At 61.2% G+C, this 26,622-nt stretch carries 25 protein-coding genes; 17 read left to right on the top strand and 8 right to left on the bottom strand.

What is annotated here, in order from left to right; genetic code table 11:
• Window positions 1-108 precede the first annotated feature (108 nt).
• A complete protein-coding gene (gene hrpB, locus ACM6IQ_RS04030) occupies window positions 109-2,625 on the top strand; it encodes an ATP-dependent helicase HrpB (protein ID WP_414878119.1) in 2,517 nt (838 codons plus the stop codon).
• Window positions 2,626-2,686: 61 nt separating this feature from the next.
• Here the strand turns inward: hrpB and ACM6IQ_RS04025 are convergent, their stop codons facing one another.
• The gene (locus ACM6IQ_RS04025) at window positions 2,687-3,607 is read right to left on the bottom strand and encodes a LysR substrate-binding domain-containing protein (protein ID WP_031319135.1); all 921 of its coding nucleotides are present in this window, start codon (window positions 3,605-3,607) and stop codon (window positions 2,687-2,689) included.
• A gap of 225 nt (window positions 3,608-3,832) precedes the next feature.
• Here ACM6IQ_RS04025 and ACM6IQ_RS04020 point away from each other — a divergent pair, with 225 nt between their 5' ends.
• The 5 genes from ACM6IQ_RS04020 to ACM6IQ_RS04000 all read left to right on the top strand — a co-directional run bounded on the left by ACM6IQ_RS04020 (window position 3,833) and on the right by ACM6IQ_RS04000 (window position 9,749).
• On the top strand, window positions 3,833-5,326 hold the full coding sequence (locus ACM6IQ_RS04020) for an aldehyde dehydrogenase (RefSeq protein WP_414878118.1): 1,494 nt from the start codon (window positions 3,833-3,835) through the stop codon (window positions 5,324-5,326).
• A 31-nt stretch (window positions 5,327-5,357) separates the two neighbouring features.
• Window positions 5,358-6,728, top strand: a complete 1,371-nt coding sequence (locus tag ACM6IQ_RS04015; protein ID WP_017340923.1) for an aspartate aminotransferase family protein — start codon at window positions 5,358-5,360, stop codon at window positions 6,726-6,728.
• Between the two features lie 400 nt (window positions 6,729-7,128).
• On the top strand, window positions 7,129-8,115 hold the full coding sequence (locus tag ACM6IQ_RS04010) for an ABC transporter substrate-binding protein (protein WP_414878117.1): 987 nt from the start codon (window positions 7,129-7,131) through the stop codon (window positions 8,113-8,115).
• Between the two features lie 9 nt (window positions 8,116-8,124).
• A complete protein-coding gene (locus ACM6IQ_RS04005) occupies window positions 8,125-8,928 on the top strand; it encodes an ABC transporter permease (protein WP_008149230.1) in 804 nt (267 codons plus the stop codon).
• Window positions 8,916-9,749: an ABC transporter ATP-binding protein gene (locus tag ACM6IQ_RS04000; RefSeq protein WP_017340921.1), complete on the top strand. Its 834-nt coding sequence runs from the start codon at window positions 8,916-8,918 to the stop codon at window positions 9,747-9,749. Before ACM6IQ_RS04005 ends, ACM6IQ_RS04000 begins: the two co-directional genes overlap by 13 nt.
• 40 nt (window positions 9,750-9,789) lie before the next feature.
• Here the strand turns inward: ACM6IQ_RS04000 and ACM6IQ_RS03995 are convergent, their stop codons facing one another.
• Complete coding sequence (locus ACM6IQ_RS03995) at window positions 9,790-10,869, bottom strand: endonuclease/exonuclease/phosphatase family protein (protein ID WP_414878116.1); 1,080 nt, start codon at window positions 10,867-10,869, stop codon at window positions 9,790-9,792.
• A 67-nt stretch (window positions 10,870-10,936) separates the two neighbouring features.
• The gene (locus ACM6IQ_RS03990; RefSeq protein WP_414878167.1) at window positions 10,937-11,611 is read right to left on the bottom strand and encodes a YciC family protein; all 675 of its coding nucleotides are present in this window, start codon (window positions 11,609-11,611) and stop codon (window positions 10,937-10,939) included.
• Between the two features lie 178 nt (window positions 11,612-11,789).
• On the opposite strand from ACM6IQ_RS03990, the gene ACM6IQ_RS03985 reads away from it, so the two are divergent.
• The 4 genes from ACM6IQ_RS03985 (at window position 11,790) to ACM6IQ_RS03970 (ending at window position 14,887) form a co-directional block, all read left to right on the top strand.
• Complete coding sequence (locus ACM6IQ_RS03985) at window positions 11,790-12,536, top strand: DUF2076 domain-containing protein (protein ID WP_414878115.1); 747 nt, start codon at window positions 11,790-11,792, stop codon at window positions 12,534-12,536.
• Between the two features lie 252 nt (window positions 12,537-12,788).
• The gene (locus ACM6IQ_RS03980) at window positions 12,789-13,268 is read left to right on the top strand and encodes an NYN domain-containing protein (RefSeq protein ID WP_017340917.1); all 480 of its coding nucleotides are present in this window, start codon (window positions 12,789-12,791) and stop codon (window positions 13,266-13,268) included.
• A 22-nt stretch (window positions 13,269-13,290) separates the two neighbouring features.
• The gene (locus ACM6IQ_RS03975; protein ID WP_414878114.1) at window positions 13,291-13,902 is read left to right on the top strand and encodes a PolC-type DNA polymerase III; all 612 of its coding nucleotides are present in this window, start codon (window positions 13,291-13,293) and stop codon (window positions 13,900-13,902) included.
• A gap of 469 nt (window positions 13,903-14,371) precedes the next feature.
• On the top strand, window positions 14,372-14,887 hold the full coding sequence (locus ACM6IQ_RS03970) for a Bro-N domain-containing protein (RefSeq protein ID WP_017340915.1): 516 nt from the start codon (window positions 14,372-14,374) through the stop codon (window positions 14,885-14,887).
• A 153-nt stretch (window positions 14,888-15,040) separates the two neighbouring features.
• On the opposite strand, the gene ACM6IQ_RS03965 is transcribed toward ACM6IQ_RS03970, so the two are convergent.
• Complete coding sequence (locus tag ACM6IQ_RS03965) at window positions 15,041-15,496, bottom strand: Lrp/AsnC family transcriptional regulator (RefSeq protein ID WP_017340914.1); 456 nt, start codon at window positions 15,494-15,496, stop codon at window positions 15,041-15,043.
• 165 nt (window positions 15,497-15,661) lie between these two features.
• Between ACM6IQ_RS03965 and yedA the strand changes: the two genes are divergently transcribed.
• Both yedA and ACM6IQ_RS03955 read left to right on the top strand, forming a co-directional pair.
• Window positions 15,662-16,588 (top strand): drug/metabolite exporter YedA, encoded by a 927-nt coding sequence (gene yedA, locus ACM6IQ_RS03960; RefSeq protein WP_414878113.1) that lies wholly within the window; start codon window positions 15,662-15,664, stop codon window positions 16,586-16,588.
• Between the two features lie 65 nt (window positions 16,589-16,653).
• Window positions 16,654-17,988 (top strand): DEAD/DEAH box helicase, encoded by a 1,335-nt coding sequence (locus tag ACM6IQ_RS03955; RefSeq protein ID WP_017340912.1) that lies wholly within the window; start codon window positions 16,654-16,656, stop codon window positions 17,986-17,988.
• A 103-nt stretch (window positions 17,989-18,091) separates the two neighbouring features.
• On the opposite strand, the gene ACM6IQ_RS03950 is transcribed toward ACM6IQ_RS03955, so the two are convergent.
• Together ACM6IQ_RS03950 and ACM6IQ_RS03945 are read right to left on the bottom strand one after the other, a co-directional pair.
• Window positions 18,092-19,333: a TIGR03862 family flavoprotein gene (locus ACM6IQ_RS03950; RefSeq protein WP_414878112.1), complete on the bottom strand. Its 1,242-nt coding sequence runs from the start codon at window positions 19,331-19,333 to the stop codon at window positions 18,092-18,094.
• Window positions 19,334-19,553: 220 nt separating this feature from the next.
• A complete protein-coding gene (locus ACM6IQ_RS03945) occupies window positions 19,554-20,474 on the bottom strand; it encodes a histone deacetylase (RefSeq protein WP_414878111.1) in 921 nt (306 codons plus the stop codon).
• Between the two features lie 91 nt (window positions 20,475-20,565).
• On the opposite strand from ACM6IQ_RS03945, the gene ACM6IQ_RS03940 reads away from it, so the two are divergent.
• From ACM6IQ_RS03940 to ACM6IQ_RS03930, 3 genes are all read left to right on the top strand, one after another.
• A complete protein-coding gene (locus tag ACM6IQ_RS03940) occupies window positions 20,566-21,135 on the top strand; it encodes a GNAT family N-acetyltransferase (protein WP_414878110.1) in 570 nt (189 codons plus the stop codon).
• Between the two features lie 106 nt (window positions 21,136-21,241).
• Complete coding sequence (gene tesB, locus ACM6IQ_RS03935) at window positions 21,242-22,111, top strand: acyl-CoA thioesterase II (RefSeq protein ID WP_017340908.1); 870 nt, start codon at window positions 21,242-21,244, stop codon at window positions 22,109-22,111.
• Entirely contained in the window at window positions 22,108-22,695 is a 588-nt protein-coding gene (locus tag ACM6IQ_RS03930; protein ID WP_017340907.1) for an HAD family hydrolase, read from the top strand. Before tesB ends, ACM6IQ_RS03930 begins: the two co-directional genes overlap by 4 nt.
• Before the next feature lie 12 nt (window positions 22,696-22,707).
• Here the strand turns inward: ACM6IQ_RS03930 and ACM6IQ_RS03925 are convergent, their stop codons facing one another.
• Entirely contained in the window at window positions 22,708-23,664 is a 957-nt protein-coding gene (locus ACM6IQ_RS03925) for an alpha/beta hydrolase (protein WP_414878109.1), read from the bottom strand.
• Entirely contained in the window at window positions 23,665-24,555 is an 891-nt protein-coding gene (locus ACM6IQ_RS03920; RefSeq protein ID WP_414878108.1) for a neutral zinc metallopeptidase, read from the bottom strand.
• A 253-nt stretch (window positions 24,556-24,808) separates the two neighbouring features.
• Here ACM6IQ_RS03920 and ACM6IQ_RS03915 point away from each other — a divergent pair, with 253 nt between their 5' ends.
• Both ACM6IQ_RS03915 and ACM6IQ_RS03910 read left to right on the top strand, forming a co-directional pair.
• Window positions 24,809-25,585: an IclR family transcriptional regulator gene (locus ACM6IQ_RS03915; RefSeq protein WP_017340904.1), complete on the top strand. Its 777-nt coding sequence runs from the start codon at window positions 24,809-24,811 to the stop codon at window positions 25,583-25,585.
• 111 nt (window positions 25,586-25,696) lie between these two features.
• Window positions 25,697-26,575 (top strand): DMT family transporter, encoded by an 879-nt coding sequence (locus ACM6IQ_RS03910; protein WP_414878107.1) that lies wholly within the window; start codon window positions 25,697-25,699, stop codon window positions 26,573-26,575.
• Window positions 26,576-26,622 lie beyond the last annotated feature (47 nt).

Raw genomic sequence — 26,622 nt, 5'->3', positions numbered from 1 at the left:
GGAAATCTCCTGAGTAGTCTTGAAACGAAAGGGCGTCTCTATGAATTAGGACCCTGATAAACGCCGAGCAGTTCGCCGTTATACTCGCGCCTCTGTTTGGGAGCCAGCATGATTTATTTGCCGATTGATGAAGTTTTACCCGCCCTGCGTGAAGCCTTGGCTACACGCCACGAAGCCGTGCTCGAAGCACCGCCCGGCGCCGGTAAAACCACCCGCGTGCCTTTGGCCCTGCTCAACGAGCCATGGCTGGCCGGGCAGACCATTCTGATGCTCGAACCGCGCCGGTTGGCCGCGCGTGCGGCAGCGGAGCGTCTGGCCAGTGAGCTGGGCGAAAAGGTCGGGGAAACCGTCGGCTATCGCATTCGGCTGGACAGCAAAGTCGGCCCCAACACCCGTATCGAAGTGGTCACCGAAGGCATCCTCACCCGCCGCTTGCAGGATGACCCTGCGCTGGAAGGCGTGGGTCTGCTGATCTTCGACGAATTCCATGAACGCAGTCTCGACGCCGATCTGGCGCTGGCCCTGAGCCTCAATGGCCGGGAACTGTTCCGCGACGATCAGCCGCTGAAAATCCTGTTGATGTCGGCAACGCTGGAAGGCGAACGCCTGGCCGGGCTGCTCGACGACGCGCCGATCCTGCGCAGCGAAGGCCGCATGTACCCGGTGGCGATGCGCTGGGGCCGGCCGTTCCAGCCCGGTGAATTCATCGAGCCGCGTCTGGTGCAGACGATTCTCGAAGCCCTGAACGACGAAACCGGCAGCCTCCTGGTATTCCTGCCGGGGCAAGCGGAAATCCGCCGGGTGCATCAACAACTGGCCGATGCGCTGGGCGAGAGTACGCAGGTGTTGCTCTGCCCGTTGCACGGTGAACTGGACCTGGCCGCGCAACGCGCCGCGATCGAGCCGGCGCCGGCAGGCAAGCGCAAAGTGGTGCTGGCGACCAACATCGCCGAGACCAGCCTGACCATCGACGGCGTGCGCGTGGTGATCGATGCCGGGTTGGCGCGGGTGCCGCGTTTCGATCCCGGCAGCGGCATGACCCGCCTCGACACGCAACGCATCTCCCGCGCCAGCGCCACCCAGCGCGCCGGTCGGGCAGGGCGGCTGGAGCAGGGCGTGTGTTATCGCTTGTGGTCGCAGGATCAGCACGAGCAACTGGCGGCGTACGCCAGTGCGGAGATTTTATCGGCGGACCTCGCCGGGCTGGCGTTGCAACTGGGTCGCTGGGGCGTGTCGCCGGGGCAGTTGGTGTGGCTCGACGTGCCACCGGCAGCGGCGTATGCCCAGGCGCTGGACTTGCTTGATCGACTGGGCGCACTGGACGGTGAAACGCTGACCCGTCACGGTCAGGCCATGGCCGAACTGCCGGCGCATCCGCGCATCGCCCATTTGTTGCTGCGTGGTCAGGCGCTGGGCCTGGCGGACATGGCGAGCGATGTCGCGGCACTGCTCGGCGAGCGCGATATCCTGCGCGGTGCCGGCGCCGATTTGCACAGCCGATTGGTGCTGCTGTCCGGCGAAGAACGTGCCGCGCGCGGTGCTCAGGGCGGCGTGCAACGGGCCCGGCAACTGGCGCGTCAGTATCGCGGTTACCTGCGCGGCAAACCGTCGGAGCCGGTCGGCGATCCGGATCATCCGCGTTGGCTCGGTGCACTGTTGGCGCTGGCCTATCCCGATCGTGTGGCGCAGCAACGTCGAGCGGGCGGCGCGGAATATCGCCTGGCCAACGGTCGCGCCGCGTTGTTCGCCGAAGCCGACAGTTTGATGAAGCAGCCATGGCTGGTGATCGCCGACCTGGGCAGTCGTCAGGGCCAGCGTGAAGAGCGAATTTATCTGGCCGCGGATTTCGATCCGGCGCTGTTCGATTCGGTGTTGGCCGAGCAAGTTCGGGTGGTCGATCAGCTGGATTGGGACGAGCGCGAAGGCGTATTGCGCGCCGAGCGTCAGCGCAAGGTCGGGGAGTTGATCCTCAGCCGTGAACCGTTGACCGGGCTCGATGAAACCGCGCGCAGTCAGGCGCTGGTGAATCTGGTGCGACGCAAGGGGCTGGAGCTGTTGCCGTGGACGCCGGAGTTGCGTCAGTGGCAGGCGCGAGTGGCGTTGTTGCGGCAGTTGGATCTGGGTAGCAAGAATGAGACTGAGTGGCCGGATGTCAGTGATGCTGCGCTGCTCAAAAGCCTCGAGCACTGGTTGATGCCGTATCTGGGGAAAGTCTCGCGGCTCAGTCATTTTGCCAATCTGGACTTGTCGAACATCGTTCATAACCTGCTGCCGTGGCCCTTGCCGCAGCGGCTGGATGAGCTGGCACCGCATCATTTGAGCGTGCCGTCGGGGTCGTCGATTCGCCTGGATTACAGCGAGCAGCCGCCGATTCTGGCGGTGCGGTTGCAGGAGTTGTTCGGCTTGGCCGAAACACCGCGCATCGCCGGTGGGCGCCAGGTGGTGAAGTTGCATCTGCTGTCCCCGGCGCGGCGGCCGGTGCAGGTGACCCAGGATCTGGCGAACTTCTGGCGCAGTACCTATGCCGAGGTGAAGAAGGATTTGAAGGGGCGGTATCCGAAGCATTACTGGCCGGATGATCCGCTGGTGGCCGAAGCGACCGCGCGGATCAAGCCGCGCAAATAATCCCTGAAACTGAACACAAGACCTGTGGCGAGGGAGCTTGCTTGTGGCGAGGTCATCTGACTCAGGTTCTTGTCGCAGCCTTCGCCGTCAATTGCTCCCGGCAGTAATCCGCAAACAACTGCGCCGGTTTGGTCAGTTGCCCGCGCTTCAGCCACGCCGCCACCAGCCCCGAGCCGGTGACGTCTTCGACGATGTCTACGCACACCACTTTCTGCCCGTCGTAGGTGCATTCCGAATGCGGGCGGGTGACCAGGATCGAGAAGCCGAACCCTTGCCCGACCATGCCCCGGACCATCTCGATCGACGGTGAGCTGAAGGCAATGTTTGGCGTAAGGCCAAGCTCTTCGAACAGGCTGACGAAGTAGGTCCGGCTCGGTTGCACGTCCAGCAGAATCATCGGCTCCAGGCACAGGTCGCGCAGTGATACTTGCTTGAGCTGCGCAAAGCGATGATCCGCCGGCAGCAGTGCATAAGGCCGCTGCGCCGGCATCAGCGGTTCGGTTTCGATGGTGGCGTCGAGGTCGTGTTCATAGAGGATCGCCAGGTCGAAGGTGCCCGACGTCAGCCCTTGCACCAGCTCTTGCTGCTCGCCGTCGCGGATGCGGATTTTCACCCCCGGATACAGCGCCGAGAACCCGGCAATCAATTGCGGCAGGTACAGCGGCGCGACGGTTTCGAAGCAGCCAATGTCGATTTGCCCGGCCACCACGTCGTTGTCGGCCAGGGCGTTTTGTTCGAACTCCTTGGCCATGCGCAACAGTTCCTGGGCCTTGCGGTAGAAGCGTGCACCGCTGGGGGTCAGGGACACGCCTTGCGCATGGTGACGGATCAGCAGTTGCACGCCGAAGCTGTCTTCCAGGCCTTTGATCGCCGTGGAGATCGCTGGCTGAGCGATGTACAGCTTGCGCGACGCCTCGGCGACGCTGCCGCATTCGACGGTGGTGATGAAGTACTTCAATTGACGCAGGTTGTAGGCAGCCACGGCAAACCTCGGGGTGGATGGACTCGACATCCAGGCAATTTTTGCGCCGACTGCATCCGTTCTGACGACGGTGTTGTTGTGCCTGAACAATAACCACATACCGCGCAACCGTGGAGATGGGCTGCCCAGTTTTTTCATGGTCTGCGAAGACATTTTTACTATTTTTCCTCGACACGGGCCTGGGCCACCATCCAGACACAAGAAAAGCCCTTGGAGCATCTGAACGTGTTCGAGCTTACCTACTGGCAAAACAAAGCCGCTGCGCTGACGTTTCCCGACCAGGCCCTGATCGATGGTCAACCCCGCTCGGCGCAGTCGGGCCAGACATTCGCCGCGATCAATCCAGCCACCGGCCAGCGTCTGGCCAGCGTGACCGCGTGCGGCGCTGAAGACGTCGACGTCGCGGTCAGAAATGCGCGGCAGGTGTTCGAGGCCGGCACCTGGGCGGCGCGTTCGCCGGCAGAGCGCAAACACGTGCTGCTGCGCCTGGCTGATCTGATCATGACCCACCGCGAAGAACTGGCGCTGCTCGATTCGCTGAACATGGGCAAACCGGTGATGGACGCCTACAACATCGACGTGCCGGGCGCCGCCGGAGTGTTTCGCTGGTACGCCGAAAGCCTCGACAAGCTCTACGACCAGATCGCCCCGAGCGCACAAAACGTGTTGGCAACCATCACCCGCGAAGCACTGGGCGTTGTCGCCGCTGTGGTGCCGTGGAACTTCCCGCTGGACATGGCCGCGTGGAAACTCGCGCCAGCGCTGGCGGCAGGCAATTCGGTGATCCTCAAGCCCGCCGAGCAGTCGCCGTTTTCCGCCCTGCGTCTGGCTCAGCTGGCGCTGGAAGCCGGGCTACCGGCGGGCGTGTTGAACGTGCTGCCTGGCCTCGGCGAACAAACCGGCAAAGCCCTCGGCTTACACCCGGACGTTGATTGTCTGGTCTTCACCGGCTCCACTGAAGTCGGCAAATATTTCATGCAGTATTCCGCGCAATCGAACCTGAAGCAGGTGTGGCTGGAATGCGGCGGCAAGAGCGCCAACCTGGTCTTCGCCGATTGTCAGGACCTGGATCTGGCGGCCGAGAAAGCCGCGTTCGGGATCTTCTTCAATCAGGGCGAAGTGTGTTCGGCCAACTCGCGGTTGCTGGTGCAGCGTTCGATTCATGACGAGCTCGTCGAGCGTCTCAAGGCGCAGGCCGAACGCTGGTTGCCGGGCGATCCGCTGGACCCGTCGAGCAGCGCCGGGGCGATTGTCGACAGCCGTCAGACCGCGCGCATCATGAAGTTCATCGAGCAGGCCGAACGCCTGGGCGCGACCAAGGTGTGTGGCGGTCGGCAGTCGATTTTCAACGGTTCCGACAACTTCATTCAACCGACGATTTTTACCGGCGTGAGCCCGGACATGCCGCTGTTTCGCGACGAAGTGTTCGGCCCGGTGCTGGCGGTCACCGCCTTCGACGACGAGGCACACGCCTTGCAACTGGCCAACGACAGCGTCTATGGACTGGCCGCGTCGCTGTGGACCGACGACCTCAATCGCGCCCACCGCGTGGCGCGTCAATTGCGCGCGGGCACGGTGTCGGTGAACAGCGTCGATGCGCTCGACGTGACCGTGCCGTTCGGTGGCGGCAAGCAGTCCGGCTTCGGTCGCGACCTGTCGCTGCACTCATTCGACAAATACACCCAGTTGAAGACCACCTGGTTTCAGCTGCGCTCATAACAGCCGCTCACAACAAAACGGAGAACTGGCGATGACCACACCACGTGAAACCCGCGACTACCAGGCCGCCGACGCTGCGCACCACATTCACGCATTCGTCGACCAGAAAGCGCTCAACGACGAAGGACCGCGGGTGATGGTCCGTGGCGAGCGCCTGCACCTGTGGGACAACGATGGCCGGCGTTACCTCGACGGCATGTCCGGGCTGTGGTGCACCAACCTCGGTTACGGGCGCAAGGACCTGGCGGCTGCGGCGACCCGACAGCTCGAGCAGCTGCCGTACTACAACATGTTTTTCCACACCACCCACCCGCAAGTGATCGAGCTGTCGGAGCTGTTGTTCAGTTTGTTGCCGGGGCACTACAGCCACGCGATCTACACCAACTCCGGCTCCGAAGCCAACGAGGTGCTGATCCGCACCGTGCGGCGTTACTGGACGATCCTCGGCAAGCCCGAGAAGAAAGTCATGATCGGGCGCTGGAACGGTTACCACGGCTCGACGCTGGCGGCGACGGCACTCGGTGGCATGAAGTTCATGCACGAAATGGGCGGCATGCTGCCGGACATCGAGCACATCGACGAGCCGTATTTCTTCGCCCACGAAGGCAACCTCACCCCGGCTGAATTCGGCCTGCGGGCGGCGCAGCAACTGGAAGCGAAGATTCTCGAACTCGGCGCCGACAAGGTCGCCGGTTTCATCGCAGAACCGTTCCAGGGCGCAGGCGGGATGATCTTCCCGCCAGACAGTTACTGGCCGGAAATTCAGCGGATCTGCCGCAAGTACGACGTGCTGTTGTGCGCCGACGAAGTGATCGGTGGCTTCGGTCGCACCGGCGAATGGTTCGCCCACGAGCACTTCGGTTTCGAGCCGGACACGCTGTCGATCGCCAAGGGCCTGACCTCCGGCTACATCCCCATGGGCGGGCTGATTCTGTCGAAGAAAATGGCGCAGGTATTGGTAGAGCAGGGCGGGGTATTTGCCCACGGCCTGACCTATTCGGGGCACCCGGTGGCGGCAGCGGTGGCCATCGCCAACCTCAAGGCGTTGCGTGATGAGGGCGTGGTGACGCGGGTCAAAAATGACATCGGGCCGTACCTGCAACAGTGCTTGCGCGAGGTGTTCGGCAATCACCCGTTGGTGGGCGATATTCAGGGCGTCGGCATGGTGGCGGCGTTGCAGTTGGCTGAAGATAAAACCAGTCGCAAGCGCTTTGCCAACGAGAACGACATTGCCTGGCGCTGCCGCACGATTGGCTTTGAAGAAGGGGTGATCATTCGTTCAACGCTGGGGCGGATGATCATGGCGCCGGCGTTGATTGCCAGTCGTGAAGAGGTTGATGAACTGGTTGGCAAAACCCTGAAAGCGGTTGACCGTACGGCTCAGGAATACGGCCGGCTCTGATATCGCAGGAAGGTCCTTCGGACCTTATCGCGAGCAGGCTCGCTCCCTCATTGGGACGGTGTCAACCTCGGTAGAGAGGACGACATGGAACCCCTGTGGGAGCGAGCCTGCTCGCGATAGCTTTCTCTCCCGCAACCTATCTCTAAGCTTTTGCACCCGTCCCGTGCACCCCCGCAAACAGCGCTCATTTTCAGTGCGCACTACCCAGTTTTTTCATCACTCCCAACGACATATTTCCTGATTTTCCTTCTCCCGGCCTTGCGCCAACATCGACCTCGCCAGACAGCCGAACGCTGCCCACAAAAAAGTCCATCAGAGACCACCCGTGGCAGCTCTTCTCCAAACGCCGCTGGCCGTACTGCCCATGACAAAACTAAATCAACAGCTTTGGGAGTGCTCCATGATCAAGTCCTTGCTTACCCGCGTTGCCCATCCATTGGCGATCACCGCCATTGCCGCGACGGTCGCTACCAGCGCCCAGGCCGGCACCCTCTCCATCGGCCACACCACGTGGGTCGGTTACGGCACGCTCTACCTCGCCCAGGACCTGGGCTACTTCAAGGAAAACGGTCTGACCGTTGAATTGCCCGTCGTCGAAGAAGCCTCGATGTACATGGCCGCGCAAGCGTCGGGTGAATTGTCCGGCTCGGCGTCGACCATCGATGAGGTGCTCAAGTACCGCCCGCAATTCTGCTTCAAGGCTGTAGCTGCACTGGATGACAGCCATGGTGGCGACGGTGTTCTGGTGGGCAAGGACGTCAAGAGTCTGCAGGAGCTGAAAGGCAAGGCCGTGGCGGTCAACGAAGGTTCCACCTCGCAATTCTGGCTGTCGTACTTGCTGAAAAAACACGGCATGAGCATGAGCGACATCACCGTGCAGAACATGACGGCCGACGACGCCGCCACCGCGTTCATCGCCGGTCGCGTGCCGGCCGCCGTGACCTGGGAACCGCACCTGTCGATGGTGCGCAGCAAGCAACAGGGCAAGGTGCTGATCGACAGCAGCAGCACGCCGGGGGTGATCGTCGATGTGGTTGCGCTCAACTGCACCGTCATCGAGAAGCAACCGGAAGACGTCAGGGCCTTGGTCGCCGGTCTGTACAAAGCGGTGCAGTACACCAAGGATCATCCGAAGGAAGCCTACAAAATCATGGCCAAGGGCGTCGGTGGTTACCTCGCCGATCCGAAGGAACTGGAAGCTGCCGCGCAAGGCGTGCGCTTCTACGATCAGGCCATGAGCGAAAAACTCCTGGGCTCGCCGGGCAAGCCGGGCGACAGCGAACCGCTGATCAAACTGGCCAATGAAACCGCCAGTGAATTGCAGGGCAAACCCTACAACGTCAGCAATGACGACCTGATCGACAACCGCTTCGTCACCCCGCTGTAGGAGGTTCGCATGTTCAAGCGCAATTCATGGCTGAGCCGCTGCATCACGCCCAAGACCGGCCTGCCGGTGTCGGTGATCTGGAGCGCGAGCGGTCTGGCCTGGGTGTTGTTGGTTGGCCTGTGGGCCGGTTTGTCTTACGGCGGCGTGGTGCCGGGCATGTTCCTGCCGACACCCGGCGCGGTGGTCGAAGCCGCTGTGCGCCTGAGCCGCGACGGCACGCTTGGCCTGCATGTGTGGGCCAGTCTTGAAGTGGTGATGGTCGGCTTCATTGTGTCGTCGCTGGTGGCGGTGCCGCTGGGGTTGCTGATGGGCAGCTTTCGCATCGTTCAGGCGTTCCTTGAGCCGATGGTGAATTTCATCCGCTACCTGCCGGTGACCTCGTTCGTGCCGCTGTTCATTCTGTGGATCGGCATCGGTCTGGAGCAGCGTGTCTCGGTGATCATCTTCGGCGTGTTTTTCCAGCAATTGGTAATGATCGCGGACGTATCCAAAGGCATCTCCAAAGACCTGATCAACGCGTCTTACACCTTGGGTTCAAACCGTCGCGATGCCGTGTTGCATGTGATCGCGCCGGCCTCGTTGCCGGGTGTGCTCGACACCTTGCGCGTGACCATGGGCTGGGCCTGGACTTACCTGGTGGTCGCCGAGCTGGTCGCCGCTTCCAGTGGCCTGGGTTACTTGAGCCTCAAGGCCATGCGTGGCTTTCAGGTGGATGTGATTTTCCTCGCCATCGCGATCATCGGCCTGTTGGGCCTGGTCACCGATCAACTGTTTCGTTTCCTTCGTCTGAGGATTGCCGCATGGGCTCAGTAACCGCCGTCAACCCGCGTTTCGTCACTCCGATGGCTGCCCCGGCGCACGCCGCGCCACGCCTTCAAGTGGACAAGGTCAGCCTGCGATATCAAAAGCCCGATGGCGGAATGTTCACCGCGCTGGATCAGGTTTCATTCGAAGTCCCGGATCAGCAATTCGCGGTGCTGGTGGGGCCGTCGGGTTGCGGCAAGTCGAGTTTGCTGTACCTCACTGCCGGCCTGAACGAGCCCACGGAAGGCGAGATCTACGTTGGCGGCCAGCAAGTGCAGGGCCCCGGCGCGGATCGCGGCATGGTGTTCCAGAGCTACACGCTGTTCCCGTGGCTGACCGTGCGCCAGAACGTCGAGTTCGGGCTCAAGCGTCGCGGCATGGCAGCGGCCCAGCGTAAGGAAATCGTCGATTACTACGTCAATGAAGTCGGCCTCGCCGGGTTCGCCGACAACTACGCCAAGCAGTTGTCCGGCGGCATGATGCAGCGCGTGGCGATCGCCCGGGCGTTGGCCAACGATCCGCAGATCCTGTTGATGGACGAACCCTTCGGCGCCCTCGACAGCCAGACGCGCCTGCAAATGCAGCAGCTGCTGTTGCGGGTCTGGGGTAATAGCAAGAAGACCGTGCTGTTCGTGACCCACGATATCGACGAGGCGATTTTATTGGGGGATCGAGTCTATGTGATGGGCGCCAGGCCTGGGCGGATCAAGCAGATTCTGGACGTGCCGATCGAACGCCCACGGACCCTGGACATGGTCATGGAGCGCTCGTTTATCGAGATGAAGCGCAATATTTTCGGGTTGCTGCATGACGAGCTGGAGGAACATTGAGTTCACCGCCGCTCCCACAGGTTTTGCATTCAGCCCGAAATTAGGGCGCCGCAGGCAGGAGGAACCGCGCAATCACCGGCAAATGATCGGAGATCCGCAAGGTATCGTCCTGCCGCACCGTCGCCTCGACGCGCTTGATCCGCGGGCTGTAAAACAGGTAATCGACGGTCCGGTCCGGGCCGTTCAGCCCCGGATCATTCGGGTAATGCGTCAGCCAGCGCGCCCGATCGATGCCGCTCGCGTCATTGTTGGTCGGAATCATCGGGTACTTGTCCCACAACACATGCAACGCGCTGTCAGCGGAGTAGGGCGCGCGTTGTTCGGAGGTCAGGCGTCGATATTGGCCCAGCGGCAACAGGTTGAAGTCGCCACCGATCAGCCATGCCGTGCCACGGCTTTCGTACTTGTCGAGGACTTTGGCCACCGCCGTCACCTGGGTCTGTAGCGTTTCATCAGGTTGGGTCGCGCGGTCCAGATGGGTGTTGAGCACCGCTATCTGAGCGCCGTCACTCAAGGGCAGGTAAGTGACCAGCAACGCATTTTTCGGTTGGAACTGGCGGCTGATGAGGTTGGCCGGCGCGACCGGCAATTGCAGGCGTTCGGCGTGATCGATCTGGTAGCGGCTGAGGGTTGCCAGTTGTCGACCGACACTGCCGAAGATGTGCGGTTGCGGCACGAAGTCGGCTTTCCAGTCGAAGGCATGAGTGCTACATGGATAGAGGTCTGCGAGGCGTTCCTGGAGCAGTTTGAACTGGTTCTGGTAATTGCTGGCCTTGGCGCCGTCATCGAGTTCTTGCAACAACACGATGTCCGGTTGTTCGTCGCGAATGACCCGCGCCACTTCATCGAGGCTGAAGGCCATGTCTGCAGGCGTCGGTTTTTCATCGCTGCCGGCGGCCAGGTCATTCCAGAACACATAGCGCTTGCCCGCCAGGTACTGAACGTTCCAGGTCATCACTTTCAACGCCTGGCCGGGCACCAGTGTCGGCGCTTGAGCATTACAGCCGACGGGCAAAACTTCCTTGGCTTCGGGGCGCCAGGTCAGGTTGTAGATCAGCAGGGCAATCAGGCCGATTGCAATCACCAGGCCCAGCAGGGTGTAGCGCAGTAGACGGGTCATGGCTCGGCTTATTAGCGTTACAAAAGATGGCCCCGAGCATAACCGAGAGCGGGGCCGAAGCCCACGCTTAGAGCGGCCGGTCGATTCTCTCGGGAACGTCGCTGATCAGCATGAACAAACGGAACAACACCACGCTGGTGAACAACTGCAAAAAGCTGTGAGCGCTGTCGATCAGCAAGGAAATCACCGGGTTCTGCGGCTCCGGGTAAACCTCCAGGGTCAAGCCCTTGAGCAACCACAACGGCCCCATCACACACAAAATGCACACCAGGATGCGCAGGAAATGGCCGCGGGTCAGGCGCAGGCTTTCCTTCATCGCGGCCAGTGGCGCCAGGCCGCGCAGCACCAGCAGGTACTCGCCGAACGCGAGGGTCACCATCAGCCAGATACCCGGCAGGAAATACAACGACAGGCCGATCAGGATCAGCAAGGTATTGAGCGCAGTGAGCAGGGCGAAGCGCGGCCACAGGTACGCGGACCTCGACAGCAGGTCACGGTTGCGCGGCGATTCGCCACGGCTGCGCGCATCGAGAAACAGGATCAGCGCGGCGGTGTACAGCGGATAGACCAGCAAACCGACGATCACGCTGATGCCAGGGAAACTGTCCGGCTCGGTCGAGTGATCCACCACTTGCTGAAGCAGCGCTTCGACGATCACCAGCGGCAGGCACAGCCGCACGATCTGGCCCAGATTGCGTTTGAAGAAATACAAAGAGTCACGCAGTACATCGAACGGATTCATCAGTCGGTATCGCAGGTTGAAAGCAGTGGCCCACTTTAACCGATGCAGCGCTTCGGGGCGCAAACGTAAACGTTCGGTAAAGGTCATTGAAACAACTTGTTTCAGCCTCCATTAAGGTCGAGCGCCGTATCCTCCCTGGAGAAGGTCAACGATTTCCCCGGCAATCTACGAGGTCGCCATGAACAGCGAAGAACAAACCCTGATCGATGGACTGTTTTCCCGGCTGCAACAGGCCGAAACGGATTCAGCCCCGCGCGACGCCCAGGCCGAGGCGCGGATCAAGGAACACCTGACTCGCCAACCCGCGGCGGGCTACTTCATGACCCAGGCCATTCTGGTGCAGGAGGCAGCGGTCAAGAGCCTCGACGCGCAGAACAAGCAACTGGCTCAGCAAGTCCAGCAATTGCAGGCCGAGCTGCAATCGGCCAAGGCGCAGACGGCGGCTCCGGCGCCGAGCGGCGGTGGCTTCCTGTCGAGCATTTTCGGCGGCAGTTCCCGTGAAGCGCCGGCCCAAAGTGCTCCGCCCTCCAATGGTGGCTGGCGTGAGCCGGGGCGGCAGTCGTTCAACTCGCCGCCGCCACAGCAGAACTTCGGTGCGCCGCCACCGCAGCAAAACTACGCGCCGCAACAGCAGCCTGTCGGTGGCGGTTTCCTCGGTGGCGCGCTGAAAACCGCCGCCGGTGTGGCGGGTGGCGTGATGCTGGCACAGGGCATCAGCAGCCTGTTCCACCACAACCAGCAGCCGGAAGTGGTTGAAGTGATCAAGGAAGAGCCGGCTCAGGTCAACGATCAAAGCGGCGGCAACGGTTGGGGCGACGATCAGCGTGTGGCTGACAACTCCGCTGATCAGGGCGGTTACGCCGACGCCGATTACAGCGATGACAGCTCATCGTTCTTCGGCGGCGACGACGACTCCTTCGTCTGATTGATTTTCTGTGGCGAGGGGATTTATCCCCGTTCGGCTGCGCAGCAGTCGTGTATTCGACCCTCTCCATTTATGTGAACGGACGCAGGGGGCTGCTTCGCAGCCCAGCGGGGATAAATCCCCTCGCCACAGGTTGCCATTCGTCCGAGGCATCCAAGATGCTTCGGGTCGATTATTCGCGGAACAATCCTCGAGGCTGGCATACTGGGCACCTTTCGGGCTCGGTGCCTGATCCAGCCTTGAGGAAAACCGGTGAAAAAAATTGCAGTGTTCGCCGATGTTCAAAACCTCTATTACACCGTGCGTCAGGCCTATGGTTGCCACTTCAACTACGCCGCGTTGTGGGCTGATATCAGCAAACAGGGCCAGATCGTCGAGGCCTACGCCTACGCGATCGACCGTGGCGACAGCAAACAACAGCAGTTCCAGCAGATCCTGCGCAACCTCGGTTTCACCGTGAAGCTCAAACCCTACATCCAGCGCAGCGACGGCTCGGCCAAGGGTGACTGGGACGTGGGCATCACCCTCGACATCATGGACGCCGCCGACCACGTCGACGAAGTGGTGCTGGCTTCTGGCGACGGTGATTTCGACATGCTGCTGGAGCGCATCATCGCCAAGCACGGCGTGCAAGCCGTGGCCTACGGCGTGCCAGGCCTGACGGCCAACTCGCTGATCCGCGCCGCCAGCCGCTACGTGCCGATCGAAGGCGCCTTGCTGCTCAAGAATTGATTTTTACGGAGTTGAAACAGGTTTGGAACGCATAGCAGTCATCGACTTTGAAACCACCGGGATCTCCCCGAGCAGCAGCTGCCGGGCCACGGAAATCGCCGTGGTGATCCTTGAACAGGGGCGCATCGTCGAGCGTTACCAGAGCCTGATGAACGCCGGCGTGCGCGTCCCGGCCTTCATCGAACAACTGACCGGCATCAGCAACACCATGTTGCGCACGGCGCCATCGGCCGAGCAGGTGATGAACGAGGTCAATGAGTTTGTCGGTATCACGCCCTTGCTGGCTCACAACGCGGCATTCGACCAGAAGTTCTGGGACTTTGAGCTGGGGCGGATCAAACGCACGCGGTTGCAGAACTTCGCCTGCTCGCTGTTGCTCGCCCGCCGCCTGATGCCCGCCGCACCGAATCACAAGCTCGGGACGCTCACCACCTTCGCCAGCCTGCCCAACACTGGCAAGGCTCACCGGGCCATGGCGGATGCCGAGATGGCCGCCAACCTGACGGCGCATCTGGCGCAGGAACTGCGGCAGAAGCATGGGTTGCGCGAGTTGTCCCATGATCTGCTGGTCAGCTTGCAGAAAGTGCCGGCGGCGAAGATCAATGAGCATCTCAAGCGCCATCGCGGGTTCTGACTGAAACACCGCAAATCCCCTGTGGGAGCGAGCCTGCTCGCGATGGCGGAGTGTCAGTCGACATCACTGTTGAAGATAAACCGCCATCGCGAGCAGGCTCGCTCCCACAGGGGCGGTGTTCAATTTCAAACCTTGTGTTTAAACACGCCTGAAACTCGACGATTGATCCTACCGAAACTTAAGGATTGTCTGTCTTGCCCCCCTTCTGCGGCGTCGATAACCTCTGGAACGTCGCTGACAATTCAGCGACCGGGCCTGCAAGCTCGTCGAGGTTTGATAGATAACTACAGTCGTACCTATAATCGCGTCGCTCTACTTGGCGCCCATCGATTTATGGTGGCTGTGTACGGGGTGACCTTCGGGTCTGCCGGGGTTGTCTATCGACTCGGTCTTGCAGACTCGTACACAGCTGCCACCCATCACCTGCAAGTGATGCTGGCATCTCCAACTTTTCGATGGATTATTCGCCATGATCAAAGTTACCCCCAATCCCCCCGAAGACTCTGCGCAACCCGTCGCGCACGAGGTGCACTTCATCCCCAAAACCTTCATCCGTCATCACATTCAGCTACGCGCACTTTTACTGCACGCAGAACCCTGGTTCTGCGCCCGCGATATCGGCCGGTTAATGGGTGTGGATATCAACGGCAGACATGCGCTCAAGCTCGATGCTGATCAGCGGCGGATGATGCATCTGTCCGGCAGCGATGAAGCGCAAGAAACCCTGATGCTCAGTGAGTCAGGCGTATACGCGATGCTGGTCTATCACTACTGCCCGGAAAACCGCCATTTGCGGCGTTGGCTGACCCACCATGTGGTGCCGATGTTGCGGGAGGAGGCGGGGCCCGTTTCGACGCAAGCGCCGCATATGCGAGCGATGGAATGGGCCGGCGGGACGCTGCGGCTGCTGCATTGGCGCAAAGAACCTTGGGTTCGCCTGCGTGATATGCCGGGTTTGTTGTCTGCCAGTTACAGCGGCGTCTGATATATCGCTTTCGCGGGCAAGCCTCGGTCCTACAGGATGGCATCGTACCTGTGGGAGCGAGCCTGCTCGCGAAGGCGGCGTATCAGTCGACATCAATGTTGAATGGTAAATCGCTATCGCGAGCAGGCTCGCTCCCACAGGGTCCGCGTTCGATCAAACTTTTCCATTCCCTTCCAACTGCCCCAACGGCACCCGCTTCTCTATCGCACTCGACAACACGATCGACGTCTTGCTGAACCCGAATTTGGCAATCCGGTTGATCAACTCCTCCAGCTCCGGCATCGAGCCCACCGCCGCTTGCATGATCACGCACGGATCCCCCGTTACCCGGTGGCATTCGGTCAGTTGCGGGATTTTGATCAGGTCGTCATAGGCCTTCTGGTTGCCGTGCTGGTTCAGGCGCAGTTCGATGACGCACTGGATCGGTAGCCCAAGCTTGGCCATGTCGACTTTCGCCTGATAACCGGTAATCACCCCGCTGGCTTCAAGTTTGGCCACGCGCTCGGCCACGGCCGGGGCGGACAGGTTGACCTTGCGCGCGAGGTCGGCGTAGGACGCGCGACCGTTTTCCAGCAGGGCGCTGAGGAGCATGCGGTCGTATTTGTCCATGGTCGGATTCCTGAAAAATGACTGACTTTCGAAAGCACGGTTTATAGCGCTGATCTCCGTGATTTGAAAAGTGTACCGGCGCTATAAACAGGTTTTGTAACTTATTTTATGCGGTTGGCCTTTCTAGAATAGCTGTTCATTTGTCCTTGCCTGCGAGCTGCCCCCATGCCTGGCCTGCGCCGTTTTCCCTTGCCGTTGATCGCTGCCTTTTTCGCGTTGTACGTGATTTGGGGCTCGACTTACCTGGTGATCCGTATCGGCGTGGAGTATTGGCCGCCCTTGCTGCTCGCCGGTATTCGCTTTGTCATTGCCGGGACCTTGATGTACGCGTTCCTGCGCTGGCGCGGGGCGCCGGCGCCGACCTGGGTGCAGTGGAAAGCGGCGGGGATCATCGGGATTTTGCTGTTGGCGTGCGGTAACGGCGGGGTCAGTGTGGCGGAGCACATGGGCGTCGCGTCCGGTGTCGCCGCGCTGGCGGTGGCGACGGTGCCGTTGTTTACCTTGCTCTGCGGCTATTTCTGGGGCGCGCGTAATACCCGTCTCGAATGGGCCGGGATTGTGCTCGGGCTGATCGGCATCGCCATGCTCAACCTCGGTTCCAACCTGCAATCGAGCCCGCTGGGTGCCCTGTTGCTGATCTTCGCGGCAGCTTCCTGGGCGTTTGGTTCGGTGTGGAGCAAACACTTGCCGCTGCCCCAGGGCGCGATGGCCAGTGCCGTGGAAATGCTGGTGGGGGGCGTGGCGTTGTTGATTGGTAGTGCCTTGAGCGGTGAGCATCTGGAGGCCATGCCGCCGATCGAAGGGTGGGCGGCGCTGGCCTATCTGACCTTCTTCGGTTCGATCATCGCCTTCAACGCTTACATGTACCTGTTGAAAAACGTGCGTCCGGCGGCGGCTACCAGTTACGCCTACGTCAACCCGGCGGTGGCGGTGTTGCTGGGGATCGTGTTTGTCGGCGAAACCATCGGTATCGAAGAAGCGCTGGCCATGCTGGTGATCATCAGTGCCGTGGTGTTGATCGGTTTGCCGCAGTGGCGCCGGGCGCCGCAACGACCGGCTGCCGTGGTGCAGACAGAATCGAGCGTGAATTAGGGTAAACTGCGCGCCATTGCACACTTGTTTCGCACAACCGCGCTGAATTCTCCTACGGTAATCCCATGACTTTCGCCACCCTTGGCCTGATCGAACCCTTGCTGCGCTCTCTCGAGACGCTCGGCTACCAGACCCCGACGCCGGTTCAGGCGCAAGCCATTCCGGCGGTGCTGGCCGGTCGCGACCTGATGGCCGCCGCCCAGACCGGCACTGGCAAGACCGCCGGTTTCGCTGTGCCGCTCCTGCAATTGCTGGCCATGGAAGGGCCGAAAGTCACTGCCAACTCGGTGCGCGCCCTGATTTTGGTGCCAACCCGCGAATTGGCCGAACAGGTTCACGAAGCCGTGCGTCAGTACGCCGAGAACCTGCCGCTGAGCACTTACGCGGTGTACGGCGGCGTCAGCATCAACCCGCAAATGATGAAGTTGCGCAAAGGCGTCGACCTGTTGGTGGCGACGCCGGGCCGTTTGCTCGACCTGTTCCGCCAGAACGCGCTGAAGTTCAACCAGCTGCAAACCCTGGTGCTGGACGAAGCGGACCGCATGCTCGACCTGGGCTTTTCCGAGGAGCTGGGGAACATTTACCGGGTGCTGCCGAAGAAACGTCAGACGCTGCTGTTCTCCGCGACCTTCTCCGATGCGATTCGCCTGCTGGCCGGGCAAATGCTCAACGATCCGCTGAGCATCGAAGTCAGCCCGCGCAACGTGGCGGCCAACACTGTGAAACAGTGGGTGGTGACGGTGGACAAGAAGCGCAAGCCGGAACTGTTCATCCACTTGCTGCGCAAGGGCAAGTGGAAGCAGGTGCTGGTGTTCGCCAAGACTCGCAATGGCGTGGACGCGTTGGTGGAAAAACTCCAGGGCCTGGGCATCAACGCCGACGGCATCCATGGCGACAAACCGCAGGCGACCCGCCAGCGTGCGCTGGACCGATTCAAGGCCAGTGAAGTGCAGATTCTGGTCGCCACTGACGTCGCGGCCCGTGGCCTGGATATCGAAGACCTGCCGTTGGTGGTCAATTTCGACCTGCCGATCGTGGCAGAGGACTACATCCACCGCATCGGTCGTACCGGCCGTGCGGGCGCCACCGGGCAGGCAATTTCGCTGGTGTGTGCCGATGAAGTGAATCTGCTGTCGGCCATCGAGACGTTGACGCGTCAGACGTTGCCTCGTCAGGTGGAACATGACTTCGAACCTGAGCACCGTGTGCCAGATACCGATGCCAGCGGTCAGGTGGTCAAGAAGCCGAAAAAGCCGAAGAAGCCAAAGACGTCCAGTGGCGGTAAACGCAATTTGGGCAAATGGGTCGAGAGCGGGGATGCTTCTGCACCGGAACCTTCGATCAAGCCTGTGCGAAAAGTGCCCGTGTTTAATACTGGGCCGCGTAAGCGTAAGCCTTGATTCGCTGCGGCGTCTGCTAGGCCGCCTTCGCTCCCACACTTGATCTCTGGTGTTCACAAATTATGTGTTCACAAAAGATCCAGTGAGGGAGCGCGCCGCGGTCTCAATCCTTGCGCTTGAGCCACTCCACCATCCCCAACCCGGCCGCTCGCCCACTGGCGAAACACGCGGTCAGCAAATAGCCCCCCGTCGGCGCTTCCCAATCCAGCATTTCCCCCGCGCAAAACACGCCAGGCAGTTGCTTGAGCATCAAACGTTCATCCATCGACTCGAACATCACGCCACCGGCGCTGCTGATGGCTTCGTCCAGTGGGCGGGTTTTTACCAGCGTCAGTGGCAACGCCTTGATCGCTTTGGCCAGTGAGGCCGGATCGGCGAAGCATTCTGCCGGCGTCAGTTCGCGCAGCAACGCCGCTTTCACACCATCAATCCCGAGCTGGCTGTGCAGATGCTTGGACATGGAGCGTGAACCGCGCGGTTTGCTCAGCGCCGCCTGAACTTTATCCACAGGCCTGCCCGGCAACAGGTCGAGGTGAATGGTCGCCGAGCCGTGTTGATTGATGGCTTCGCGGATCGGCGCTGACAGGGCGTAGATCAGGCTGCCTTCAATCCCGGTGGCCGTAATCACACATTCCCCGAGCCGCGGAACATCGTCGTTGAGCCCGATGGCGATGTTTTTCAGCGGCGCACCAGCGAATTTGCTGACCATCAATTCGCTCCAGGCCTGCACCTCGAAGCCGCAATTACTTGGCTGCAGCGGCATAAGTCCTACACCGCGCTGCTCCAGGGGCAACATCCACGCGCCGTCCGAACCGAGACGCGACCAGCTGCCGCCGCCGAGGGCCAGCAGGGTCGCGTCGGGTCGAATGTTTTTTTCGCCGTCGGGACTTTCGACACGCAATCCACCGTTGTCATCCCAGCCCAGCCAACGGTGGCGGGTGTGGATAACTACGCCGGCATCCCGCAACCGTTTGAGCCAGGCGCGCAACAGCGGCGCAGCTTTCATGTCGGTCGGAAACACCCGGCCAGAGCTGCCGACGAAGGTTTCGATGCCCAGGTCATGAATCCACTGGCACAGCGCCTCGGCACCAAAGGCACGGAGGAGCGGTGCAATCTGCGGTGCGCGTTCGGCGTAGCGTGAGAGAAAGGCCGGGTAGGCTTCGGAATGGGTGATGTTCATGCCACCGACCCCCGCCAAGAGAAACTTCCTGCCCACCGACGGCATGCCGTCGTACAGGTCGACCTTGATTCCGGCCCGGCTCAACACTTCGGCGGCCATCAGGCCGGCGGGGCCACCGCCGATGATGGCGACGTGAGGGGAGAGGGCGGCGGAAGATTGGGTCATGGGGAGTGCGCTGCGGTTTGACGGAATAGCCGCGCATTCTAGCAGTACACCATAACTGTGGGAGCGGGCTCGCCCGCTCCCACAGGGATTGGTGGCGTTTTCAATGGCTGGTCAAAAAACAACCACCGCTCTGAAGCCTATACCCGGCAGGGCCTGCAGGCCCTTTCACTCAGGTTATCCACAGGCAGCTCCACAGGCATTGTGGGTAAAGACTCATACCTCAATGACAACCTGATGACGTCCACACCCGTTGCGCACTGTGATGCAGGATTCCATGCCGCCGTGCTAACGCCTTGCGGTCCTTGCTGTAACCGCCGCCAATGACCCCGACCACAGGAATATCCCGCCCGAGGCAGTGGCGCATGACGCTTTCATCCCGAGCCGCCACGCCTTCGTCTGTCAGCTTCAGATAACCGAGCGCGTCGTCCTTATGCACATCCACCCCGGCGTCGTACAACACCAGGTCCGGTTGGTAGAGCGGCAGCAAGTAATTCAGCGCGTCGTCCACCACCTTCAGGTAGTCGGCATCGCCCATGCCTTTGGGCAACGGGATGTCCCAGTCACTTTCGGCCTTGCGTGCAGGAAAGTTCTTCTCGCAGTGCAGGGAAACAGTTACCGCTTCCGGGGTGTTGTGCAGGATCCGTGCAGTCCCGTCGCCCTGATGCACGTCGCAATCGAAGATCAGCACTCTATTCACACGACCGCTTTCCAGCAGGTAATGGCTGATCACCGCCAGGTCATTGAAGATGCAGAACCCCGCCGGGTAGTCGTAATGCGCATGATGCGTGCCGCCAGCGAGGTGACAGGCCAATCCATGTTCCAGCGCCTGTTCCGCCGCCAGCAACGAGCCGCCGACCGCGCGCACCGTGCGCCGGGCCAGTGCTTCGCTCCACGGCAGGCCGAGGCGCCGCTGGTCTTCGCGGGACAACTCGCCGCTCATGTAGCGTTCGATATAAGCAGCGTCATGGGCGAGGGCGAGAATTTCCGGCGGGCAGAGTTGCGGGCGCAGCAGGTCGGCGTCCCGGGTCAGCCCGCTGTCCACCAGGTGATCGCGCAACAGGCGAAACTTGTCCATCGGGAAGCGGTGATCCGCCGGGAATTCGGGGCTGTAGTCTTCGTGGTAGATCAGCGGCAGCGGCATGGCGGGCTTTTATCAAGTACGGCGGTAGGAATGAGTGAACGATCCTACCAGCGATGTAGACTTGCGGCATGGAAAGGGGGGAGTAAAAACGATGGAGCCGATACTGGAACTCGAGAGCGCGCGACTGCTGTTGCGGCAGTGGCGTGATGAAGATTTGCCGGCGTTTGCGGCGATGTGCGCCGATCCACAAGTGATGCGCTATTTTCCGGCGCCCCTGAGTCGGCTGGACAGTGCTTCGTTGATCGGACGCGCTCGCGGGCATTTTGCCGAGCATGGTTTCGGCCTGTGGGCGCTGGAGCGCAAGGACACCGGCGCGTTCATCGGTTTTACCGGCTTGGGTGTGGTCGGTTTCGACGCGCCGTTTACGCCGGCCATCGAAATCGGTTGGCGTCTGGCTCGCGAGCATTGGGGTCTTGGCTATGCCAGTGAAGCCGCATGGACCGCTCTGCGGTGCGGGTTTGACCGGCTGGCGCTGAAAGAAGTGGTGTCCTTTACCAGTGAAGCCAATCTGCCTTCGCAGAAAGTCATGCAGGCGATCGGCATGCAGCATGATTCAGCCGATGACTTCGAACACCCCAAGCTCGCGGCCGATCATCCCCTGCGTCACCATGTGCTGTACCGCATTACCCGTGAACAATGGCTGCAAACCTTGCATGGATAAGCCGGCCCGGACGTTTACAATGGCCACAATGATGGCCCTGGCCTGAACCTGAATCGACCGCCGCAGCCAAGACTGCGCGGCATAGCGTTGTGTGAGGAGAGTCTGAATGAGCCAAGTGTTGGATGATCTGGTCGACTTGCTGACCCTGGAACCGATTGAAGAAAACCTGTTCCGTGGCCGCAGTCAGGACCTGGGTTTTCGTCAGTTGTTCGGCGGTCAGGTGATCGGCCAGTCCCTGTCGGCGGCCAGTCAGACGGTCGAAGCCGCGCGCCATGTGCATTCGATGCACGGTTATTTCCTGCGTCCGGGCGACTCCGCGTTGCCTGTGGTGTATCAGGTTGACCGGGTGCGCGACGGCGGCAGTTTCAGCACGCGCCGGGTGACGGCGATCCAGAAGGGCAACCCGATCTTCACGTGCAGTGCCTCGTTCCAGTACGACGAAAAAGGCTTCGAGCACCAGGCCGAGATGCCGGTGGTGGTCGGCCCGGAGAACCTGCCGTCGGAGCTGGAACTGACTCAGCAGCGCGCCCACCTGATTCCCGAGCACATGCGTGAAAAACTGCTGTGCCCGAAACCGATCGAATTCCGACCGATCACCGAGAAAGATCCCTACAACCCGCAGCCGTCCGATCCGATCAAGTACGTCTGGTTTCGTGCCGACGGTGCCCTGGCCGATACCCCTGCGCTGCACAAATACCTGCTGGCCTACGCCTCGGATTTCGGTCTGCTGACCACGTCCATGCAGCCGCACGGAAAATCGGTCTGGCAGAAAGACATGCAGGTTGCCAGCCTCGATCACGCCCTGTGGTTCCACGCGGACCTGCGTGCCGATGACTGGTTGCTCTACGCCATGGACAGCCCATGGGCCGGCAATTCCCGTGGTTTTACCCGCGGCAGCGTGTTCAACCGCGCCGGGCAACTGGTGGCCTCGGTCACCCAGGAAGGCCTGATTCGTCACCGCAAGGATTGGGCATGAGCCTGTCCGAGGTGCGGCACTGGGTGTTCGACATGGACGGCACCCTGACGGTGGCCGTGCATGATTTCGCGGCGATTCGCGTGGCATTGGCGATCCCGGCCGAAGACGACATTCTGACCCACCTCGCGGCGCTGCCAGCCGATGAAGCCGCGGCCAAACACGCGTGGCTGCTGGAGCATGAACGGGATCTGGCGCTGGGTTCGAAACCGGCGCCGGGTGCCGTCGAGTTGGTGCGTGAGTTGGCAGGGCGCGGTTATCGTCTGGGCATTCTCACGCGCAATGCGCGGGAACTGGCGCATGTGACACTGGAGGCCATCGGCCTGGCGGACTGCTTCGCGGTGGAGGATGTGCTGGGGCGCGATGAAGCGCCACCCAAACCGCATCCCGGCGGTTTGTTGAAACTGGCCGAAGCCTGGAAGGTGCCGGCGAGCGAGATGGTGATGGTCGGTGATTACCGCTTTGATCTGGATTGCGGGCGGGCGGCGGGAACGCGGACGGTGTTGGTGAATCTGCCGGACAACCCGTGGCCGGAGTTGACCGATTGGCATGCGGCGGATTGTGTCGCATTGCGGGAATTGCTTTGAGCTTGAATTTTTTTACTGAAACAACGCTTTCTGCCCCTCCGGCGACGTAAACATCCCGTCCCCGTTATGCCCAACCCCAGGCACCTCGATCAGTTGCTGGTTCAATCCTTTCGGATGGCTGCGCTTTAAAAAATCAAAAAAACTGCGCCCGCGCGCCAATCGATAAGCCCCCTGGGCTTGGGCTTCACAGCTTTTATCCAGCCCCGGGTGATTCGGGTCGGTGTCCTGCTGCCCCAGCAGATAAACGATGTCACGCTGGACGTAGTTTTCCTCCAGCTGTGCGGGCGTTTGTCCTTCAGCATAAGCCGGCAGATCGCTCAAGCCGTACTTCCAGCGATGGAAGCCCGGGCAGCGGGCGTGACTGAAGGCCACCGGCCGTCGCTCGTCTAAATACGCATAAGAAGACGGGTTGGCGACGACATAACGCACGTGCACGCCAGCGGCCTTGAGCTCCGGTTGCTCGTGACTCAGCAACGCATAACGCTGAACCACCTGGGCCCCGCCCGAGTGGCCCGCGATGACGACATCTTTCACGTCTGGAAACTGTCGGCGATCACCGAGCCGGGCGATGATCTGGTCGAGAGCAGCGTAGGAACTCAGCGCAAACGGAGCGGTGGATACACCGCCGGCCATCCAGTCATTGCCCTGCCAGCGCAACACGGTGTCGGCCACTGGATGGAGTGCCACGTCGGTCTCATTGAGAAATTGCGGAGCAATCACCAGCGTATTCGCGCTTTGCCCGGCCTGCTCCGCCGCACGCTCGGCACTCTGGCGATAGGTATCGGCGTTGCGCAACCGTCCATGGATGATGATCAGCACGCGTTCGATTTTCGCCGGTGCCGGACCGATGCCCACCGCCATCTCACCTTCGTTCAACAATAGCCGTCCGGGGCTGATCTCCTTGACCCCCTGCTCGGCAGCCTGGGTACTTGCACAGGTGAACAACAGAACCAACAGCCACTTATTCATCTATAGGGTTTTCGCCGCAAAGGTATCGCACTGGCCGACCTGGCCTTGCGCAAATCCGGTTTTGAACCAGCGCACCCTTTGCGCCGACGTGCCATGGGTAAACGAGTCCGGCACCACGCGACCCTGACCTTGCTGTTGCAAGCGGTCGTCGCCGATGGCGTTGGCGGCATTCAAGGCTTCTTCGATGTCGCCCGGTTCCAGCCAGTTCAGGCGCTGCTGCGCGTTGTTGGCCCAGACACCCGCCAGGCAATCCGCCTGCAGTTCCTGACGCACCAGCAAACCACCGTCGCCTTCCATTTGCCGGCCTTGCTGGCGGGCGGTCTGAATTTTCGCCGAGACACCGAGCAAGGTCTGAACATGGTGTCCGACTTCGTGAGCGATCACGTAGGCCTGAGCGAAGTCACCCGCGGCGGAAAAGCGTTGCGACATCTCCTGGAAGAACGCCATGTCCAGGTAGACCTTCTGGTCTGCCGGGCAATAGAACGGACCGGTTGCCGACGTCGCCAGGCCGCACGCCGAATTCACCCGGTTGCTGAACAGCACCAGGGTCGGGTTCTTGTACTGCCGACCGGCCTGCTGAAAAATCTGGCCCCAGGTGTCTTCGGTGTCACCGAGGATCGAGCGTACGAATTCCGCCCCTTCATCATTGGCCGGCGGTGCCTTGCGGGTTTGCGTCGAGGCCGGTGCCGATTGCTCGGTCATTTGACCGGTCAGCTGCCCGAGGATCTGCAACGGGTCCTGGCCAGTGATCCAGCCGATCCCGACAATCAGGATGATCGCCGTCAGGCTCAGGCCCTTGCCGCCACCAAAGCGCATCCCGCCGCCACCGCCGACATCATCGCCACGGGCATCGACCACGTTGTCGCTGCGTCGGCCTTTTTTCCATAGCATGTGGGAATCCTCTGATTGTCCGTGGGGATGAGTGTTGCTGGTGAGTGAGAGCGGCGCCAGTCCGGTCGTCCGTCTTTCACTCGCTGGCCGGTAGGTTGCAGGCTGTAGGAACATGGATAACCCATCGAATTCCCTCAGGGGGCGGGTTTTTATCAAACAGTCGAGTGTCTGCGTCGCTCGGGCCGCGGGTTCCAGATTTCGCATTACCCGGTTCATCTTCTAGAATCAGGGCAAATCGAATTCGGAACCTCCCATGGCCGGCAGTCAGATCGAACGTGTCTTCAATGTGCTCGAAAGCCTCACCCGTGACCCTCGCGGTTTGCCTATGCAGATGCTCGCGGAGCAACTGGACATCCCTAAAAGCGCCACCCACCGTTTGCTCGCGGAGCTGATTCGGCTGGGTTATGTGCGGCAGAATCCGGAGAACCAGCGGTATCACTTGTCGACCAAACTGGTCGCGATGGGTTTTCGTTACCTGGCGGGCAGCGGCGCCGATATCGTTCAGCCCGTGCTGGATCGTCTGGCCCAGGAAACCGGGGAACTGGTGCGTCTTGGGCTCATCGAAGGTGAGCGGCAGATCTGGATCGCCAAATCCCAGGGCGCACGTTCGGGGTTGCGTTACGACCCGGACATGGGGCGTGATGCGCCGTTGTTCTACACGGCTTCGGGCCATGCGTGGCTGGCCTGCATGAGCGACGCCGAGGCCTTGTCGCTGGTGGAACGCCAGGGTGGCGACCGGCCGAAAGACCTGGGACCGAACGCACCGCGGTCCAACATTGAACTGCTGGAACGGCTGCGGCTGGCGCGGGAGCAAGGCTACGCCTGGGTCGAGGAAAGTTCGGCGGTGGGCACTTCGGCGATTGCGGCCGTGGTACGGCACCCCACCGATGGGCGAGTGATTGGCGTACTGAGCATTGCCGGTCCAAGCGCGCGGATGCCGGGAGCCCGACTTCATGAGTTGGCCCCTCTTTTGCTGAAATTTACCGAGGAATTGTCTGCAGCAAGCCTGGCGTCTGAGTTCTTCAATTAACGGCGCTGCTGAAATTGTGTGCGCTGTTCGCCCGGTTTTACGCTGCGGCTATGTAAGAATCTGGAACCAGGTTCTAAATTTAATTGAATTCGCGAGGCACAAGGGCAACCCATGACCGTCAGCACCCCGCTCTCCGGCGTAAACCAACCCTTCAAAGGGATTCTGCTGATCGTCGTCGCCACCTTCCTTTTCTCCAGCCACGATGCCTTGTCGAAATACCTTTCGGGGTTCTACCCGATTGTCATGGTGGTCTGGGCCCGTTACGTGGTTCACACCTTGTTGATGGCCGGGATTTTTCTGCCGCAATCCGGGCTGCGCGTCCTACGCACTAAACGGCCATCGCTGCAGTTGATGAGGGCGTTGTGTCTGCTGGGCACCAGTCTGTTTTTCACCACCGGCTTGCAGTACATCCCGTTGGCCGAAGCCACGGCGGTCAACTTTCTCGCCCCGGTTCTGGTGACTGCACTGTCGGTGCCGCTGCTGCGTGAGCGCGTCACCCGCGGCCAATGGATCGCGGTGATCTGCGGATTTGTCGGTGTGTTGATCATCGTCCACCCCGGTGGCGATCTGTTCACGCCAGCGGTTCTGCTGCCGCTCTGCTCGGCGCTGTTTTTCTGCTTCTATCAATTGCTCACCCGCAAGCTCAGTGAGATCGACAGCCCGACCACCAGCAACTTCTTTGCCGGCCTGTGCAACACCCTGGTGATGAGCGCATTGGTGCCCTTTTTCTGGCAAGTGCCGAGCATTGGGCATGGATTGATGATGGTGGCGTTAGGCGCCTGCGGGATGACGGCGCATCTGTTTCTGACCCAGGCTTTCCGCCACGCCGCGCCTGCGTTGCTGGCGCCGTTCGGGTACTGCCAGATTGTGTTTGCCGGGTTGCTGGGCTGGTTGCTGTTTTCCCACACCCCGACGCTCACGACGGTGGTCGGGATTGCGGTGATTTGCTGCAGCGGGTTGGCGGCGGCGTGGCAGCAAAGCCGCAAGTAGAGGATCACGGTAACAAACTGTGGGAGCGAGCTTTTTTGGCGGGGAGA

The sequence above is a fragment of the Pseudomonas sp. IT-P100 genome (assembly GCF_949767185.1).
Classification (GTDB): Bacteria; Pseudomonadota; Gammaproteobacteria; order Pseudomonadales; family Pseudomonadaceae; genus Aquipseudomonas; species Aquipseudomonas fluorescens_B.
Note: the sequence above shows the minus strand (reverse complement) of the source record. Positions and strands in the feature narration are given on the sequence as shown.

What these genes read in the sequence shown, in the direction of transcription:
- hrpB (WP_414878119.1), top strand. Translation starts at nt 109, where the DNA reads ATGATTTATTTGCCGATTGATGAAGTTTTACCCGCCCTGCGTGAAGCC.
- ACM6IQ_RS04015 (WP_017340923.1), top strand. Translation starts at nt 5,358, where the DNA reads ATGACCACACCACGTGAAACCCGCGACTACCAGGCCGCCGACGCTGCG.
- ACM6IQ_RS04010 (WP_414878117.1), top strand. Translation starts at nt 7,129, where the DNA reads ATGATCAAGTCCTTGCTTACCCGCGTTGCCCATCCATTGGCGATCACC.
- ACM6IQ_RS04005 (WP_008149230.1), top strand. Translation starts at nt 8,125, where the DNA reads ATGTTCAAGCGCAATTCATGGCTGAGCCGCTGCATCACGCCCAAGACC.
- ACM6IQ_RS04000 (WP_017340921.1), top strand. Translation starts at nt 8,916, where the DNA reads ATGGGCTCAGTAACCGCCGTCAACCCGCGTTTCGTCACTCCGATGGCT.
- ACM6IQ_RS03995 (WP_414878116.1), bottom strand. Translation starts at nt 10,869, where the DNA reads ATGACCCGTCTACTGCGCTACACCCTGCTGGGCCTGGTGATTGCAATC.
- ACM6IQ_RS03990 (WP_414878167.1), bottom strand. Translation starts at nt 11,611, where the DNA reads ATGAATCCGTTCGATGTACTGCGTGACTCTTTGTATTTCTTCAAACGC.
- ACM6IQ_RS03985 (WP_414878115.1), top strand. Translation starts at nt 11,790, where the DNA reads ATGAACAGCGAAGAACAAACCCTGATCGATGGACTGTTTTCCCGGCTG.
- ACM6IQ_RS03970 (WP_017340915.1), top strand. Translation starts at nt 14,372, where the DNA reads ATGATCAAAGTTACCCCCAATCCCCCCGAAGACTCTGCGCAACCCGTC.
- ACM6IQ_RS03965 (WP_017340914.1), bottom strand. Translation starts at nt 15,496, where the DNA reads ATGGACAAATACGACCGCATGCTCCTCAGCGCCCTGCTGGAAAACGGT.
- yedA (WP_414878113.1), top strand. Translation starts at nt 15,662, where the DNA reads ATGCCTGGCCTGCGCCGTTTTCCCTTGCCGTTGATCGCTGCCTTTTTC.
- ACM6IQ_RS03955 (WP_017340912.1), top strand. Translation starts at nt 16,654, where the DNA reads ATGACTTTCGCCACCCTTGGCCTGATCGAACCCTTGCTGCGCTCTCTC.
- ACM6IQ_RS03950 (WP_414878112.1), bottom strand. Translation starts at nt 19,333, where the DNA reads ATGACCCAATCTTCCGCCGCCCTCTCCCCTCACGTCGCCATCATCGGC.
- ACM6IQ_RS03945 (WP_414878111.1), bottom strand. Translation starts at nt 20,474, where the DNA reads ATGCCGCTGCCGCTGATCTACCACGAAGACTACAGCCCCGAATTCCCG.
- ACM6IQ_RS03940 (WP_414878110.1), top strand. Translation starts at nt 20,566, where the DNA reads ATGGAGCCGATACTGGAACTCGAGAGCGCGCGACTGCTGTTGCGGCAG.
- tesB (WP_017340908.1), top strand. Translation starts at nt 21,242, where the DNA reads ATGAGCCAAGTGTTGGATGATCTGGTCGACTTGCTGACCCTGGAACCG.
- ACM6IQ_RS03930 (WP_017340907.1), top strand. Translation starts at nt 22,108, where the DNA reads ATGAGCCTGTCCGAGGTGCGGCACTGGGTGTTCGACATGGACGGCACC.
- ACM6IQ_RS03925 (WP_414878109.1), bottom strand. Translation starts at nt 23,664, where the DNA reads ATGAATAAGTGGCTGTTGGTTCTGTTGTTCACCTGTGCAAGTACCCAG.
- ACM6IQ_RS03920 (WP_414878108.1), bottom strand. Translation starts at nt 24,555, where the DNA reads ATGCTATGGAAAAAAGGCCGACGCAGCGACAACGTGGTCGATGCCCGT.
- ACM6IQ_RS03915 (WP_017340904.1), top strand. Translation starts at nt 24,809, where the DNA reads ATGGCCGGCAGTCAGATCGAACGTGTCTTCAATGTGCTCGAAAGCCTC.
- ACM6IQ_RS03910 (WP_414878107.1), top strand. Translation starts at nt 25,697, where the DNA reads ATGACCGTCAGCACCCCGCTCTCCGGCGTAAACCAACCCTTCAAAGGG.